General features: G+C 39.0%; 16 protein-coding genes. 11 read left to right on the top strand and 5 right to left on the bottom strand.

Annotation, left to right across the window (positions count from 1 at the left end):
• Positions 1-7: 7 nt before the first annotated feature.
• Positions 8-349, bottom strand: coding sequence for a hydrogenase maturation nickel metallochaperone HypA/HybF (locus LCM02_RS12945; RefSeq protein ID WP_224930826.1), 342 nt, complete (start codon positions 347-349; stop codon positions 8-10).
• Between the two features lie 146 nt (positions 350-495).
• Here LCM02_RS12945 and LCM02_RS12950 point away from each other — a divergent pair, with 146 nt between their 5' ends.
• The 5 genes from LCM02_RS12950 to hypF all read left to right on the top strand — a co-directional run bounded on the left by LCM02_RS12950 (position 496) and on the right by hypF (position 7,085).
• On the top strand, positions 496-1,641 hold the full coding sequence (locus LCM02_RS12950; protein ID WP_224930828.1) for a hydrogenase small subunit: 1,146 nt from the start codon (positions 496-498) through the stop codon (positions 1,639-1,641).
• Between the two features lie 6 nt (positions 1,642-1,647).
• Complete coding sequence (locus tag LCM02_RS12955) at positions 1,648-3,381, top strand: nickel-dependent hydrogenase large subunit (protein ID WP_224930832.1); 1,734 nt, start codon at positions 1,648-1,650, stop codon at positions 3,379-3,381.
• 15 nt (positions 3,382-3,396) lie between these two features.
• The gene (gene cybH / locus LCM02_RS12960; protein ID WP_224930835.1) at positions 3,397-4,116 is read left to right on the top strand and encodes a Ni/Fe-hydrogenase, b-type cytochrome subunit; all 720 of its coding nucleotides are present in this window, start codon (positions 3,397-3,399) and stop codon (positions 4,114-4,116) included.
• Positions 4,117-4,253: 137 nt separating this feature from the next.
• The gene (locus LCM02_RS12965; RefSeq protein ID WP_224930838.1) at positions 4,254-4,796 is read left to right on the top strand and encodes a hydrogenase maturation protease; all 543 of its coding nucleotides are present in this window, start codon (positions 4,254-4,256) and stop codon (positions 4,794-4,796) included.
• 21 nt (positions 4,797-4,817) lie between these two features.
• Positions 4,818-7,085 carry a carbamoyltransferase HypF gene (gene hypF / locus LCM02_RS12970; RefSeq protein WP_224930841.1) on the top strand — a complete coding sequence of 756 codons (2,268 nt, stop codon included), beginning with the start codon at positions 4,818-4,820 and terminating at the stop codon, positions 7,083-7,085.
• An 11-nt stretch (positions 7,086-7,096) separates the two neighbouring features.
• On the opposite strand, the gene LCM02_RS12975 is transcribed toward hypF, so the two are convergent.
• Both LCM02_RS12975 and LCM02_RS12980 read right to left on the bottom strand, forming a co-directional pair.
• A complete protein-coding gene (locus LCM02_RS12975) occupies positions 7,097-7,807 on the bottom strand; it encodes an urease accessory protein UreH domain-containing protein (protein WP_224930846.1) in 711 nt (236 codons plus the stop codon).
• Positions 7,808-7,900: 93 nt separating this feature from the next.
• Entirely contained in the window at positions 7,901-8,407 is a 507-nt protein-coding gene (locus tag LCM02_RS12980) for a DUF456 domain-containing protein (protein ID WP_224930850.1), read from the bottom strand.
• 193 nt (positions 8,408-8,600) lie between these two features.
• Between LCM02_RS12980 and LCM02_RS12985 the strand changes: the two genes are divergently transcribed.
• Positions 8,601-9,011: a hypothetical protein gene (locus LCM02_RS12985; RefSeq protein WP_224930855.1), complete on the top strand. Its 411-nt coding sequence runs from the start codon at positions 8,601-8,603 to the stop codon at positions 9,009-9,011.
• A 2-nt stretch (positions 9,012-9,013) separates the two neighbouring features.
• Here the strand turns inward: LCM02_RS12985 and LCM02_RS12990 are convergent, their stop codons facing one another.
• Together LCM02_RS12990 and LCM02_RS12995 are read right to left on the bottom strand one after the other, a co-directional pair.
• Positions 9,014-10,153, bottom strand: coding sequence for a glycosyltransferase family 2 protein (locus LCM02_RS12990; RefSeq protein WP_224930858.1), 1,140 nt, complete (start codon positions 10,151-10,153; stop codon positions 9,014-9,016).
• Positions 10,150-11,118 (bottom strand): lysylphosphatidylglycerol synthase domain-containing protein, encoded by a 969-nt coding sequence (locus LCM02_RS12995; protein ID WP_224930861.1) that lies wholly within the window; start codon positions 11,116-11,118, stop codon positions 10,150-10,152. The genes LCM02_RS12990 and LCM02_RS12995 overlap by 4 nt, the downstream gene beginning before the upstream one ends.
• A gap of 72 nt (positions 11,119-11,190) precedes the next feature.
• On the opposite strand from LCM02_RS12995, the gene ruvC reads away from it, so the two are divergent.
• The 5 genes from ruvC to LCM02_RS13020 all read left to right on the top strand — a co-directional run bounded on the left by ruvC (position 11,191) and on the right by LCM02_RS13020 (position 14,871).
• Positions 11,191-11,742, top strand: coding sequence for a crossover junction endodeoxyribonuclease RuvC (gene ruvC / locus LCM02_RS13000; RefSeq protein WP_224930864.1), 552 nt, complete (start codon positions 11,191-11,193; stop codon positions 11,740-11,742).
• A gap of 255 nt (positions 11,743-11,997) precedes the next feature.
• The gene (locus LCM02_RS13005; RefSeq protein WP_224930869.1) at positions 11,998-12,540 is read left to right on the top strand and encodes a hypothetical protein; all 543 of its coding nucleotides are present in this window, start codon (positions 11,998-12,000) and stop codon (positions 12,538-12,540) included.
• A complete protein-coding gene (locus tag LCM02_RS13010; protein ID WP_224930871.1) occupies positions 12,537-13,391 on the top strand; it encodes an ABC transporter ATP-binding protein in 855 nt (284 codons plus the stop codon). Before LCM02_RS13005 ends, LCM02_RS13010 begins: the two co-directional genes overlap by 4 nt.
• On the top strand, positions 13,388-14,218 hold the full coding sequence (locus tag LCM02_RS13015; protein ID WP_224930874.1) for an ABC transporter permease: 831 nt from the start codon (positions 13,388-13,390) through the stop codon (positions 14,216-14,218). The genes LCM02_RS13010 and LCM02_RS13015 overlap by 4 nt, the downstream gene beginning before the upstream one ends.
• Positions 14,215-14,871, top strand: coding sequence for a hypothetical protein (locus tag LCM02_RS13020; RefSeq protein WP_224930877.1), 657 nt, complete (start codon positions 14,215-14,217; stop codon positions 14,869-14,871). The genes LCM02_RS13015 and LCM02_RS13020 overlap by 4 nt, the downstream gene beginning before the upstream one ends.
• The last annotated feature ends 89 nt before the right edge of the window (positions 14,872-14,960 follow it).

Below are 14,960 nucleotides of genomic sequence, written 5' to 3' on the forward strand. Positions count from 1 at the left end.
GTCGAGATCAACTGACCTCAAGGGCCTTTACCCTTAACTCCCTGCCTTGAATAATACCTTTCATATAGTTATTGCATTCAGGACAGGGATCATAAACATTTTCCAGTTCAAAGAAGGTATCACATTCCATACATTGAGCTTTTCCAGGAATGACAGTAACATGTTTTTCAGCATTTTCAAGAATGGTATCTCGAATCACTTCTTGCCAGGCAAAATCCAAAGCAGCCATCTCTACACCTGATAGGGTTCCTATTTCCAGCTCAATGGAGTCAACATGAACCCCTCCGGCTTTTTTGGTTTCCGTTTCCGCAATTTTAAGAATTCCCATGACTATGGACAGCTCATGCATGATATTCGGAACTAAAAGATTAACCTATAAATTTAGTCTAATAATTTTAAAAAATCATGATAAATATCATGTAATCAGACGATTAAAAATATTAAGTTTAGCTTAATTTTCTTTTCACAAAGATTTTACTCTTAATTAATACGGATATGGCGAATAAAAATGGGGTCAGAGAGACCTATTATGAAAGCGCAATAAGAAAAGGATATAACCGTCGTGATTTTATGAAATTTGCGGCTTTTATATCCGCCTATATGGGTTTGGAGAACTCTCTTATGGGTCAGGTAGCTAACGCTTTGGAAACAAAATACCGACTTCCGATCATCTGGGAACACTATCAGGAATGCACCTGTTGCAGCGAGTCATTTATAAGATCGGATCATCCGATAGTTGCAGATATCATTCTTGACAATGTCTCACTTGATTATACAGAGACGCTTATGGCCGCATCGGGCCATCAGGCAGAAGCTGCAAAGCATGACACCATGAAAAAATTTCATGGAGAATATATTCTTTGTGTGGAAGGATCGGTACCCATGGGGTCTAACGGGGTTTATTGTACGATTGCAGGAAAAACCGCCCATGACCATTTAATGGAATCAGCCGAAGGAGCAAAGGCGATCATTGCCTGGGGAAGTTGCGCAACCAATGGTTGTGTACAGGGGGCCAAGCCAAACCCTACTGGAGCCACTCCAATTCACAAAATAATCAAGAACAAACCTATAGTTCAGATGCCGGGTTGCCCGCCAATCGGAGAGGCCATGGCCGCCCTTATCGTTCACTATGTCACTTTTGACAGGCTTCCTGAACTCGACAGGATTGGCAGACCAAAAGCATTTTATGGCAAAAGAGTTCACGATACCTGTTACAGAAGACCGTATTTTGATGCTGGACTATTTGCAGAATCTTTTGATGATATTCATGCAAAAGAAGGCTATTGCCTGTATAAACTGGGATGTAGAGGTCCATCCACATACAATGCCTGTGCGAGTATGAAATGGAATAATGGGGTCAGTTTCCCAATTGAATCAGGACATGGATGCATCGGTTGCAGTGAAGCTAATTTCTGGGACAACGGACCATTCTACAAAAGAATGACCAATGTGCCCGGATTCGGAATTGAAAGCTCTGCCGACAAAATAGGAAAAATTGCCACCGGGGTGGTCGCAGCGGGATTAACGGCTCACTCAATTGCCGCAAACGTGTCTAAGTATAACGAGCTTAAAGGCCGATATACCAGAGGCCGAATTAATGAGGAAAAACTTAAAAAGAACGAAAAAAAGGAAGAAAACTAATTGAACATGGCAAACAGAATAGTTGTGGATCCTGTTACCAGGATTGAAGGACATTTAAGAATAGAGGCGGAGATCAAAGATGGTAAAATAGTTGACGCTTACAGTTCGAGTACCATGGTTCGCGGACTTGAGAATATCGTAAAAGGGAGAGATCCAAGAGATGTTTGGGCCTTTGTGCAAAGAACTTGCGGAGTGTGTACTACAGTGCATGCCATTAGTTCCGTGCGCGCTGTTGAAGACGCATTGGGAATTGCAATTCCTCCGAATGCGGAAATGGTTCGAAATATCATGGAAGGAGCATTGTATATGCATGACCATGCCGTACACTTTTATCATTTACACGCGCTTGACTGGGTGGATGTCGTAAATGCCTTAAGTGCCGATCCGGCTGAAACCTCAAAAATAGCCCAGAGTATTTCGAACTGGCCCAAAAGTTCTCCAGGGTATTTCAGTGACGTCCAAAAGCGAATCCAAAAATTTGTGGATAGCGGACAACTTGGGATCTTCGCAAATGGATACTGGGGGCATCCTCAGATGAAGCTTCCTGCTGCCGTTAATCTTTTGGGCGTGGCTCATTATCTTGAGGCGCTTGAATGGCAGAAGGAAATCGTGAAAGTACATACTATACTGGGTGGAAAAAATCCTCATCCGAATTATCTGGTAGGAGGAATGGCCTGTGCTATCAATGAAAACAGCACGGGCGGGCTTAATGCAGAACGACTGGCCCATGTAGGAAAGTTACTCAAACAAGGAAAAGATTTTATTGAACAGGTATACATTCCTGATTTACTGGCTATAGCTTCCTTTTATAAAGATTGGGGAGGCATAGGCAAAGGGGTTGGAAATTATCTGTCTTACGGGGATTTTCCGGTTAATGGATACGGAGACCCGTCTAATTTCAAGTTTCCTCAGGGAGTTATTCTGGGAAGAGATCTTTCCAAAGTGCACGATGTAGATCATCGAAATGGCGATATTGAAGAATTTGTCAATAATTCCTGGTACGACAATTACGCTGAAGGAGCAGAGAAAGGCAGGCATCCGTGGGATGGAGAAACAAATATAAAATACTCGGGCCCTGAGCCTCCGTATGAACATCTTGATGTGGAGCAAAAATACAGCTTTGTAAAGACTCCAAGATGGCAAGGCAAACCTATGGAGGTTGGACCGCTGTCAAGACTTCTTGTGGGATATGCAAGAGGTAACAAGGAAATTCAAGAGGCTGTCAATGGGGCTTTAACCCACCTGGATGTTCCTGTTGAGGCCTTATTCTCAACCCTGGGAAGAACAGCAGCTCGGGGAATCGAGTCGAAGCTTGTGGCCAACTGGACCCTGGAGTTTTATGATCAGTTGCTTCTAAATATTAAAAACGGAGATTCCCGAATGGCAAGTACTGAATTATGGGATCCTTCAAAATGGCCTGCTGAAGCAAAGGGAGTTGGCTTTACGGAAGCACCTCGTGGAGGGTTGGCCCACTGGATCAGAATAAAAGATGGCAAAACTGAAAACTATCAGCAGGTGGTCCCAACTACATGGAACGCATCGCCAAGAGATCCAAAGGGACAGCGATCGGCCTATGAATCGGCCTTACTGGATACTCCTGTTGCGGATCCGGAACTTCCGTTGGAGATCATACGAACCGTTCATAGTTTTGATCCTTGTCTTGCCTGCGCCGTTCATCTTTATGATGAAAAAGGAAACCATATATCAAGGGTAACAAATGTCGGAAGTTGTGACGTTTAATTTAAAATTAAAAAGATGGACTCCATTATAAGAAGAACATATGATTTTAAAAGAGTACTGGTGTGGGAGCTTCCCGTGAGGATTTTCCATTGGTTAAATGCCCTCTGTATAACGGTATTGGCCATCACAGGATTTATTATTGCCGATCCGCCGGCTTTGATGTCTACCGCAGAGGCAGTTGATTCCTATTGGTTTGGAACCGTCAGAATGATTCATTTCACAACGGCATATGTCTTTTTGTTAAATGCGATAGCCAGGATTTATTGGGCATTTAAAGGTAATTATTACTCCAATTGGAGGGCATTCGTCCCACTGACGAAAAAGCAAAGAGACAATATAAAACATGTACTAAAAATAGATGTACTTCTTCAAAACGAAGAAAAAGAGGTCCTGAAGAACATCAGTGTTGGACATAATTCTCTGGCAGCAATCTCTTATATCATTCTGTTTCTTCTGGCATTGATTCAGATTTTTACAGGATTCGGTTTGTATGCTCCAACATCAACCTGGTGGCTACCCAAATTATTTTCATGGGTTCCGGCTTTCCTTGGTGATGAGATGACAACCAGATTTGTACATCATATATCAACCTGGCTGTTTATTGTTTTTACACTGATTCACGTATATCTGGTGTTTTATCATGACTGGCTTGAAGGCAGAGGGGAGTCTTCCGCAATGATCAGTGGTTATAAATTTGTAAGAAAGGAACGTTTAGAAGATGATGATCATATTTAGATATCTGTTTAAAGGGTCATCAAAATTTAGTTGTGTTAATTTGGAATTAAGCTTGCCCGCGGAGAGCAGCCTGAAGTGTGTGTGATATTAGACTCAAGGCTGGACGTTGGGCAAGCTTAAAGAAAAAGTTTTAGGAAGTGAGAAACAAAAGGGGAGATACTTTAGCCATCAGCAGTGATGCATATTTTTTTGAAAAGGACAAATCTCAAAGTATTCTTGTGCTTGGTATTGGGAATTATCTGATGGGCGATGAAGGGGTCGGTGTTCAATTGATTCAGCAAATAAATTCTTTGGAATTACCTTCATATATGGATATTCTGGATGGTGGTACAGGGGGTTTTTTGCTTTTAAGTTGTATCGAGGCTTATGGACATATAATCTTTGTTGATGCAACCATGGATGGGAAAAGACAAGGAACTGTCACCCTGATCAGGCCCAGATTTGCCTCTGATTTTCCCTCAACCTTAAGTGTTCACGATGTGGGCTTAAAAGATATGGTTGAGGCCCTATATTTGCTGGATAAAAAACCGACTCTACATCTTATCACAATAAGTATCGATGAGATGAAACCTATGACGATCGATCTGTCTCATAAAGTTGCCGAAGCTATTCCTAAGGCCATTGAGCTAATTATGGAACTTGCAGAGGACATTTACACTAAAAATCATAATTTAGTGTGAAACATATTACAGGGTTCAAACATGCTTTCTACTTTTGAAATAATTTGTACCGGAAGGGTACAGGGAGTCGGATTTCGACCCTTTGTCAATAAACTGGCACTTTCCATGGGTTTATCCGGTACCGTTTCCAATAACGAAAATGGAGTCATTATTTTGATTACAGGAGACAAAAAAAAGATTCATGAATTTTATACTGAACTGATCAAAAATCCACCTCCTGTTGCAAAAATTAAAAACCATACCCTTCAACAGGCAGAACCCCAATTGTTTGATGGTTTTACAATTATACCTTCTGCGACAAAAAAGAAGTTAAATCTGGCCTTGACTCCGGATTTTGGCATTTGCCCAGAATGTTTAGACGAAATAAATGATCATAAGAACCGGAGGATTGAATATCCTTTCATCACTTGCGTAAACTGCGGGCCAAGATGGGCCGTCACCAATACATTTCCGTTTGAACGAGCTCATACCACAGTATCTAATTTTGATATGTGCCATGCGTGTAAAACTGAATATTCAGATCCCTCAAACAGAAGGTTTCACTCACAAACCAACTCTTGCTCCCAATGTGGCATCGAATTGAGCCTTGAAGATAATAAGGGAAACAAGATCCTTGTTGAAAAAAAGAATATATTTCGGAAAATTTCAGGCCTTATAAAACAAGGAAAGATTCTTGCGGTGAAAAATACCGGAGGTTTTCTGTTGTGCTGTGACGCAACGAATAAAGAGGTGATTATCCGATTAAGGCAGTTAAAGAGGCGACCAAAGAAACCTTTTGCAATTCTTTATCCTTCCATAGAGTTGCTCCATAAGGAGTTGCAGATTAGCAAGGTTCAGGAGGAATCATTGCAAAGTGTTGAACGGCCTATTGTCATTGTCTCCAGTAAAGGCTATAAGGGAGAACTTGCTCTTGAAGAAGTAGCCCCTGGATTACACCAGATGGGTGTGATGCTACCCTATTCAGGACTGCTTCATTTGCTTGGAAAAGAAATGAATTCACCTCTCGTGGCAACCAGTGGAAACATCCATGGAAGCCCGGTAATCAGTACTATGGAAACGGCAAGAGAATTGATCTCAGGAGTTGCGGATTATTTTTTACATCATAATCTTGAAATTTCAAATCCTCAGGATGATTCAGTGATTAAATTTAGTTTTAAAAACCATCAGAAGATAATCTTTAGAAGGGCAAGAGGCTTTGCACCAAATTACTTAAACTTTGAGAAGAAATATCAATTGAAAACAATGGCCTTGGGAGCTCATTTAAAAAGCACCATTGCCTTTGTCCCAAATGATTATTTATACCTGAGTCAATATCTGGGAAATTTGGATCATTACGAAGTTTACAGGCGATTTATTGAAACCGTAGGCGTTTTCAGAAGAATTTTTAAAGAAGATCCCGATCAGCTCCTGTGCGACAAACACCCTTCGTATCTCAGCACCCAGTTTGGCACTGAACTCAGTGAGAAGCTCAGGGTCCCAAAATTTGAGATTCAGCATCACAAGGCTCATTTTGCATCTGTACTGGCGGAATATGATCTCATGCTAACAGAAGACGATATTTTAGGTGTTATATGGGACGGAACGGGTTATGGAGATGATGGACATATTTGGGGCGGGGAATTTTTCTCCTATACATATGGAGAAATGAACAGACTGCATCATTTTCAATATTTTAACTGGTTGGCAGGTGATAAAATGTCTAAAGAACCCAGGTTGTCTCTTTTTTCCTTGAATGAGGACAGGAAGGCAGACTTTTTGCGAACTAAATTCCCGGGACAGGAATTGAAAATCTACGAAAAATTAAAACAAAGCAATACTCTTAAAACCTCTTCAGTGGGCAGACTTTTTGACGCGGTGGCTTCTCTTTTAGACCTGTGTGATATAAACACTTACGAGGGTGAAGGTGCCATTTTGCTTGAAAATGTAATTGACGGCTATCAGTTGGAAAATCTAAAATCTTATTTTAATTCAGTAAGGGGACATACCATACCAACACAGGAAATCTGGAACGGAATTTATATGGATTATTGCAACGGTGAAGACAGAAAAGTTATCATATCAAATTTTCTTTTCACTTTGGCTGAATTGATTATTAAAGTCGCTGATTTTAATCAAATAAAAAAAATTGCCTGTAGCGGTGGTGTGTTTCAGAATACAACTCTGGTAGATATGCTCATTGATCTTTTACCTGTGGATATGGAATTGTATCTCAACAGGGACCTGTCACCCAATGACGAGAATATCGCCTTTGGCCAGCTATTCTATCATGTACACAAAACAGATCAATAAGACAAGGAGATTTAATGTCCAAGTATCCAATAGATTCCAACCACGAAAGCAAATATACCTCCGGCTAAACGGATTCCTTTATAAAGATTTTGATTGTGTTCATTTCTTGCAAAATCCATCACTTTGGAAAGAATTAAGGAAAAGATTATCATTGCCACAAGTATCCCCGCAATAAAACCTGTTATATATAATCCCGCATCAAAATTATCCTTAAATCCGAGAACCGGAAGGAATAGTATAAAATGAGCAACTCCGGCCAGCCCGTGCAAAACTCCGATCCAGAATGACGCGAGATTACCTCGTTTTTCTATTTTCGAATCTTTGTGTTTATGGCTGTGTTCATGATTGGGGTTATGGCTGTGATCATGTTCATGTTTGTGAATGAAGGGTTGGTCTTCAGTATGAACATGTAGATGACTGTGTTCAGGATTAGGTTTCAAAATTTTATAGAATGCCCACACCCCAATAAGGATGAGCACCAGTCCCACCAATTGTTCGCTATAAGAAGAAATCTCTTCAACAGGAATGAGTTCTTTAAAAAACAGGAACAAAGAGCCTATCAACAACATGCCAAAAATATGCCCCAGGCCCCAGAATAAGCCAATTTTCCAGGCTTTTCGTTTAGACTCTATTACAAATGGCATAACAGCCGCCACGTGGTCCGGCCCCATGATGACATGAAGAATTGAGGCTAACAGTCCTGCAAAAAACGGGAAGGTCATTTAAAAACTGAGTTTAGGTTTTAAAAGAGATCGATCGGATCAGTATCCCTTTGATTCAATCAAATTTACGATTTAAAAACTGAAAAATATGTATTAAAAGGGCATTAATTCTGACCAGTATTCGGATAATTCATAGAGGAAGAAAACAAGGAAAATCAAACTTGCGAAAAGCTTCATGGTAGTTGAGGCAAGAAAGCCCACAAAGGAACCAAATGCCGACCTCAAAGCTCTTTTTAGGTCTGTTGGATCATGTATCAGTTCCCCGATAAGGGCACCTACAAAGGCTCCAATTACGAATCCAAGCGGAATCGGAAGGATCAGACCTATAACAAGTCCAAGAGTTGCCCCTGTTGAACCATTTTTAGAACCCCCGAATTTTCTGGCACCTATCCCGGGGATTATATAATCCAGAACAAATATTAAAAGGGCTACGAAAAAAGTAATTCCAAGAATATAATAGTTCATTGGGACCGCTGAGGTCAGAAATAGGGAAAGCAATCCAAACCAGCCTGTGATCGGACCAGGAAGAACAGGAAGTACCGATCCTAATATACCCAGAATCAAGAGCAATAACCCTAAAATGACCAAGAATAAATCCATACACGAATGTAAGTTATTTTTTCTTTCAGAAATTAGTATTAACAATTTCTTCAAGTTTTGTACAATACGGCAGGAGTTTCGAAAATATTTGTACATTCACAAGGTATAAGCGAATACAATGTTTTCTAGGCTGATTATAATCATATCCATTATTTTGGTATCGTATTCCTGTGATTTTATATCGCCTAAAAAAATGGCTCTAAAAAATGCCGTTCTTCTCGACACAGTTATCGATTACAATGAAGTAGATGTTTACCCATTATTTCTGGATTGCAATAATTGTGACAGTAGTGAAAAACAGAATCTTTGTTTTGAAATGGAATTGTTGAGGAGGCTTCAGAGGATCATGGGAGAAGAAATTATAGAAACCGCAATAAAGTCCCGGGACACCCTTACCGTAGAGGTTCTTGTAGATACTGAAGGTAAAATTTCGATCGTGGAAATCCATAAGTCCGAAGCCTTGGAAAATAATCTTCCACAGATTGACAGTTTGCTATTCCAAAGCTTTGCAGCGCTGCCCTCAACCGTTCAGCCTTCCCTGAAAAGAGGTATTCCTGTAAATTCGATGTTTAAACTGCCTATTGTAATAACACCCAGGCGATAAATTTAACGAAAGGATCGCTCTTTCCATCGATAGTTTTTATTGAGTGAAAGCAGACTTACCAAGACGGTATAAAAAGGGTGAATCAGCGATGAAAAAAAATAGGATCTCATGACATCGGTTTGTTTGAAAAACTTTGAGGTTTTATAGATCAGGAGAAAATCCAGATTGAATTTTATGAGAAATAACAATCCAATACTTCCCCATGGGACCATTCCCGCAAAACCGAAAAAAAACAGAAAGATGAGCAGGAGGTTATAGGCGAGTACAAGAAGGCCAATCATCTTTACTTTGATTGATTTATAGGCACTCGTTTTAGAAGCCCATCGAGATCTTTGAGAAATCAAGGCTTTCCACGTATTCTGGCTCGTAGTTTCTACCACGGCTTCTGAAGATTTTAAAAAATGAACCTGACCCGGGAATATTTCCTGAATTTTTTCCATGAGGAATACATCATCGCCACTGGCAATATGGTCATTTCCTTTAAATCCCTCAACGGATTTGAACGCTTCTTTATGGTAACATAAATTGGCCCCGTTGCACAAAAAAGGTTTTAGGAATTCTTTTTGAGCCTGTCCAAAACTTCCCATTGTGGTTCCCTGCAGGCTGAGAAAATCCAGTACCTGAAAATGATGAAGGAAACCTGTGTCATGGCCATAAGTAACCGGAGCCACGATCATCTTTGGGTCATTGGTATTGATCAGCTGATTTAAAGCATTAAGCCATTTAGGTGGAACCGTACAGTCTGCATCTGTAGTAATTATCCATTCAAAAGAAGAAGCCTCAATACCTTTTTTAATGGCCTCTTTTTTGGGAGACCTTGATAGTCCTTTTTGGTCTAATATTATAAGTTTTAGATCTGGATTTGAGGCTGTAAATTCCTGGATCAGTGAAACCGAATGATCATTTGAATCATCATTGACCATAATAATTTCATATCTTTCACTGGGGTATTTTAAATCTTTTAAACTTTTGAGAAGGGTTATAAGGTTTTTGGACTCATTTCTAAAAGGAACAATGATGGAAAATCCTTGGAAATAAGTTTGAGTTTTCATTTCGAATATAGGAAGGCGGTCAATCCCCTGACTCAAATACAAAATAAGTATTCCGTAAATAACAGCTATGACAAAACCCGCATAAATCATTTTATAATTTTACTTTCACACGACGTAAGAAATCGTGGATTGAACCGGATCACGTAAACACTTCCGATCATTGCCGGGAAGGCAAAATTCAAAATCCACATTGTTGTGGTAATGCATAAGATGACAATTTCACTCACGCCTAGATATCCAAAAAGAGTAACGGCAACCGAACCTTTTACCAGCCAGTCAAAAAGGACAAATCCCGGGATTGCTGAAGCGATAAAATACATTAAAAAGATTGTAGGAAGTGCTACTGAATAGGAAATATCTACCCCGAAAAAAATAAGCAATAAATAAAACTGATGCGAAAAAACAAGATAGCGGAAAACTGAAAAGGTCAGTGCCTTCTGATATTCCTGAACGCGAATCCTGAAAAAATTTTTTACCTTTTTTAACCAGGAATTATGATCTGTTCGTAACAAAAACCAATAAAATACACAACTTAGTAAAACCAGAATCGAAGTGATTAAAATAAAGTATTCCGTATAGCGAAAACCATCCTCCGGCAAATAGTCTTGTAAAAAAATAAGGCTGAATATGCCAAAGACTACCGTTACTGTCATCTGACTGGCGTTTCCAATAAAGTTACGCAGCATAATTTGAGGTCGTTGTTTTCTTGTGTAATAAATTGCTTTGGCTCCGTACTCTCCTATTCTGTTTGGAGTTATCAGAGAGGCTGTAAGGGAACCGAGGCTTTGTTCAAGCGATTCTGAAAAAGAAATATTTCGCAGGCTTTTTATCAAAGTTTTCCATTTAATGACCTCCAGTGTCCAGTTGACCAGACTTAAAAAAACAATGACCAGCATAAACACTAACCCTGCAGACCCCATAGAATCAAGTTGATCGGTCCACAAGCTGCCATTAAAATTTTTCTCATTAAAAAGTCGTTGAGAAATAATGTAATACGCTCCTGAAAGTATCAGGAGTTTTATGATAAAGAGTAAACTTGAAAAGTATTTTTGCAAGAAATTGTACATTTACACAAAGAAACAAAATATCATTCTGATATTTAAATTGAATTATCAAAACAATTCACGTTGCCAAAAGAAAGAATAATCTTAGGGATTGATCCGGGTACTACGGTTATGGGGTACGGACTTATCAAGGTAATCGATAAGAGAATGCATTTTATGCAACTTAACGAATTAATGCTTAAAAAATACAGTGATCATTATTCTAAATTGAAACTTATTTTTGAGCGGACGATTGAACTCATAGACACCTATCATCCGGACGAAATTGCGATTGAGGCTCCTTTTTTTGGTAAAAATGTACAATCCATGTTGAAGTTAGGGCGCGCGCAGGGTGTAGCTATGGCTGCTGGATTGTCAAGGGAAGTTTCAATTACTGAATATTCCCCTAAAAAGATCAAAATGGCGATAACCGGTAACGGAAACGCCTCTAAGGAACAAGTAGCAAAAATGTTGCAAAGCACCCTGGGATTGAAGGAGCTTCCTAAAAATCTGGATGCTACTGACGGGCTGGCGGCAGCAGTTTGTCATTTTTATAATGAGGGGAAACAGCAAACCGGGAAAAGCTATTCCGGTTGGGGCTCCTTCGTGAAGCAAAACGAAAAACGGATCAGTTGATACATATGTGTCGCGATCGTTTTAACTTGGTCCGTATGCAATGATTCAAAAGCACTTTTAGACTGGAATATTTAGTTTTTTTTTATATTTGAACATGCTAAAGTCCCCCTCAGCACTTGAACGACCCTCCAATAATTGCATTAGTTATCAATGCTGTCAGCGCTATATGAAGACAGGAGCATTCTTAAACGTTATGGGACTATTGGCATTGCCATTTTTTTTAATTTTTATTCATGAAATTATATATTTGTTTGCTTGAATAAGACAATTTTACCCATACAGCCTAGCCCAATCGTTTCCTATTTAAGAGTAGGTAGGTTATTGTATGCTTCACTGATACTATTTATAATAGAATCATGGATCTATGGTGTGCAGCTCATGAAATCAATTCGTTCTGGATCAGTGTTTTGGATTGTGTTTTGGACCTTATTTTTTCTGTTTTCGTTTGTTCACATCTATTTAGTTATCATGGATGGCTGGTCGCGTTACCAGAATTATAAACGTATAAAGGATCAATTTTTTATTCATGGTTTTAAAAAGAAAATTTCGCTCATTTATGTAGGTTCCAAATGCCAGCGTATGGCTGCAGAAACAGCTGCAGAAGAATTGGGGATAAAGGATCAGGTGCAACAATGTTATCGTGATTTTGGTGTAAAATGGTATCATTACATACCTTATTTTATGGTTAAGGAGCCCTTATTTCTGTTCAAAAAAATGTTTTGGTCCCGTACTTTTCTAGAAGATTACTACAAACCGAAATTTGATTACCGGGCTATCGCCAAATCGCAAATCGTATGATTTACTGTGAACGACTGTATAAAAAGTATGGTAAAGTTAGGGCCCTTCATAACGTTAGTATTTCGTGTGAAAAGGGAGAAATTTTGGGTTTGGTTGGTGCCAATGGAGCCGGTAAAACTACCTTGTTCAAAATTTTACTCGGATTAGTTTCTCCCGATAGTGGTGAGGTTGAAATTGCCGGCGACGGTGCAAAAAAGATCGGAGGGATTGTCGAAAAGCCAGCACTTTATCCCTACTTAAATGCACATGAAAACTTGCGATTATTTGCAAAAATGCAAGGGGCAGACTTCTCAAAAATCGCTATAGAAGCTTCCCTGGAACAAGTTGGTTTACCTTTAAATAGAACGGATCCGGTTCGTAATTTTTCTATGGGAATGAAACAGCGCTTGGGTATTGCTGTTGCCCTTCTTAATAACCCTTCTTGTTTGTTGTTGGATGAGCCTTTTTCAGGTTTGGATCCTCTGGGTATAGAAGCCTTAAAACAGCTCATTTTTGACCTTAGACAACAAACTAAAATGTCTATATTAATCTCTTCTCATATTATTGATGTTTTAAGTACGGTTTGTATGAAGTTATCAATAATTCATAATGGGGAAATTATTCAAACCGGTGAGACGAGCACGATCCTTTCTGCCTGTACCAAAAGTTATACCTTATGCGGAAGCGAAATTAAAAAAGCATCTTTTTTAAATGATTATGATACGGTTTCGAATGGAGACTGCATGACTATTTCGGCATCGGCTACCGAAATCTCTGAAGTCATATTTAAATTATCACAGCAGAAAATAGCAATCACTTCTTGCAGGCCTGTACTTGACTTGCAGCAACTATTTAATCCGAAGGAGAAATGATGCGACTACTTTATATTGAAACCTATAAATTGTTTCGTCAAAGCCGGACATATTATGCAATTTTGGCTCTCTTTTTTATTGAAGCGGTTGTGCTTTTAAGTGCTTATTATCAAGGTACAGGAATTATTGATATCGTGTTGGCCAATTTGAAGGATACATTCTACTTTCAAGGCAAGCTGCTTAACGGGAACTTGATCATATACTTTATACTCAACTCCTTTTGGTTTCATGTACCCTTGCTCTGCATGATAATTGTATCTGGCATGCTTACAACAGAATATCAGGAAAAAACGTTACAAACGGTGCTTATGCAACCTGTTGTGAAGTGGAAATATCTATTTGCGAAGTATATCGTTGCCAGTTTATTTACCATTTTTTTAGTGCTACTACTGGCCATAACGTCCTTTATATTGTCCTACGGAATTTTTGGAAAAGGAGACTTAGTGATCTATACCAACGGACTGACTTTTTTTGAACACGATGATGCTCTCTATAGATTGGTGTATGCTTTTTTGTTCGGGACCCTTTCTTTGGTATTCTTTTCTGTGGTAAGTTTAACCCTAGCCGTGTTGCTGAAAGAAAGTTTTAAAACTTGGATTGTGGCTGCGTTGTTTTTGATCGTTTCTACATTATTGTTGAAAATAGATTTAGCCAATGATGTATGGAACCAGATCGCCTTTTTTAAATTGAACAATACCTGGCAATATTTTTTTAACTACGACATTGAATGGGACACGATTATTATCAATTCGGTCTTAATGGTACTTTATATTTTAGTGACAATGATTGTGGGGCTATTTTTATTTCAGAAAAAAGACATAGGATGAAACTACATGGAATACTTTTACTGTTCTTATATGCTGCTTATGGCTTTTCTCAAACAGCTGAAGAACAGGTGCTTTTCGTTAAATCTAGACTGGATAGTATCCATGCCTTTCAAGCAGATATAAAGTTACATGTGGATATTTCATTCATTAAAATGCCAGATAAGGAAGCACTGGCAGTTTTTAAAAAGGGTGAAGATTTGGTCATCGAATCTGAAGATTTTGTCCTAATTCCCAAACGCGGATTAGATTTGTCGTTTAGTGAGTTGTTTGAATATCCATTTATGGTAGTGGACAGAGGTGAAGTAGAAGGACAGTCAACATCGCTATTGGCAATTTCTATTTTACCATCAGATAATAAGGCAGATTTTAGTGTGGCCAATTTGCATATAGATACCCAGAATCAACGTATCACCTGGGCCGAAATCAACACGAAAAAAGACGGTGTTTATACAATGAGGCTCACATACCCGGATAAACAGGCTATACTTCCAACCAAATTGGACGTTTTATTTGAAATGGACCGTATCAGGATTCCACTTAATTTTGTGGGCAGCGATGTCTCTATTGACCGCAAAGAAATGCGGGAAGCCGATAAGAAAACAGGAAAAATTAGGCTTGTATTAGAATATAGAAGTATTGAAAAAAACCTGTAACCTGAACTTATTCATGTGTTTAAATGGTGTTTTGATAGCATCCTCATTGTTAAAAACAGATTTAAATTTATTGCATTTTTCATCGATCC

The sequence above is a fragment of the Lutimonas saemankumensis genome, from assembly GCF_020171465.1.
Classification (GTDB): Bacteria; Bacteroidota; Bacteroidia; order Flavobacteriales; family Flavobacteriaceae; genus Lutimonas; species Lutimonas saemankumensis.